This window comes from Patescibacteria group bacterium, from assembly GCA_024654625.1.
Classification (GTDB): Bacteria; Patescibacteriota; Minisyncoccia.
Genome location: JANLHB010000028.1, coordinates 1 through 1292 on the forward strand (window position 1 = coordinate 1; position 1292 = coordinate 1292).

Annotated in this window: 4 protein-coding genes; all 4 read left to right on the top strand. The window is 34.4% G+C overall.

Features of this window, described 5'->3' with window-relative positions:
- Positions 1 to 165: GxxExxY protein (locus tag NUV40_03160; protein ID MCR4342874.1), on the top strand; the 165-nt coding region annotated here is incomplete at its 5' end.
- Positions 166 to 314: 149 nt separating this feature from the next.
- Complete coding sequence (locus tag NUV40_03165; protein ID MCR4342875.1) at positions 315 to 554, top strand: hypothetical protein; 240 nt, start codon at positions 315 to 317, stop codon at positions 552 to 554.
- 3 nt (positions 555 to 557) lie between these two features.
- Entirely contained in the window at positions 558 to 914 is a 357-nt protein-coding gene (locus NUV40_03170; GenBank protein MCR4342876.1) for a type II toxin-antitoxin system PemK/MazF family toxin, read from the top strand.
- A gap of 48 nt (positions 915 to 962) precedes the next feature.
- A partial coding sequence (locus NUV40_03175; GenBank protein MCR4342877.1) for a GxxExxY protein occupies positions 963 to 1292 on the top strand: 330 nt, incomplete at its 3' end.

A 1292-nucleotide genomic window follows, 5' to 3' on the forward strand; every position in this document is an offset into this window, starting at 1 on the left:
GATAAAGTAATAATTGAAATTAAGGCGGCAAAAACTATTGCTAATGAGCACGAAGCCCAGTTGTTAAACTATCTTAAAGCGATGGATATAGAAGTTGGATTACTTTTAAACTTTGGCGATAAACCAGAAATTAAACGAAAAGCTTTTGATAACAGAAGAAAATAAAACAGGATGCTGTCAAACGCAGATTTACGTGATTTAGAAAATCAATATTTTTGGATGTAGATTCTTAAAGTCCTGAAAATCTGCGACAATCTGCGTCCCATACTATAGTAAGAGGAAACATGGAATTCTAAATCCAAAAGAGGAAAAATATGGAAGCAATCAAGCAAATTGTAAGAACACCAAAAAATCATGAAATTTTGATCAAGATCCCTGATCATGTTCCGGAAAACGATCCCGTTGAGATCATTATATTTTTCCGTAATAAGACTGAAGATTATAATAACAAAATTAATGAACTTAAAAATGCAACACAGGATAAGCTTTTCATGGGAGATTTAAGAGAGGTATCTGAAGATTTAAAATACGTTGACTTAGAGGAGTGGCAGTAATAAATGGATTTCTTTAGATGGAACGTTTACCTTGCTAATCTTGATCCAACCATTGGCTCCGAGCAAGGTAAGACTCGTCCTGTTGTGATAATTAGCGAAGGCCAAATCAATCAATTATTGCCTGTTGTAAACGTGCTTCCGATCACATCAAGAAAAGTAGGCCGAAATGTTTATCCAAACGAAGCACTGATTCCAAATGGCGTTGGAGGACTAACAAAAGAGTCCATCGTCTTATGTTATCAAATCCGAACATTGGACAAAAAGCGATTGATAAAAAAACTTGGAACGATTGATTCGGTAGAACGGCAAAAAAATATCATAGATGGCTTGCTTTTCCAATTGGGAATGTTGAGAGAATGACTACCGGGTAGATAATGATATATTAACCATGAAATAATTGGGACGCAGATGAACGCTGATTTTCAGGATTACAAATATACAGAACTGACTGAGAAAATTATAAATGTATTTTACAAAGTGTATAACAAACTGGGGTATGGATTTTTAGAGAAAGTTTATGAGAATGCTCTTGTATTTGAGCTGAAAAAGCTAAACCTTCAAGTTGTACCACAAAAGCCAATTAAAGTTATTTATGAGAATGTAATTATCGGTGAGTATTTTGCCGATATCCTTGTGGAGGATAAAGTAATAATTGAAATTAAGGCGGCAAAAACTATTGCTAATGAGCACGAAGCCCAGTTGTTAAACTATCTTAAAGCGATGGATATAGAAGTTGGA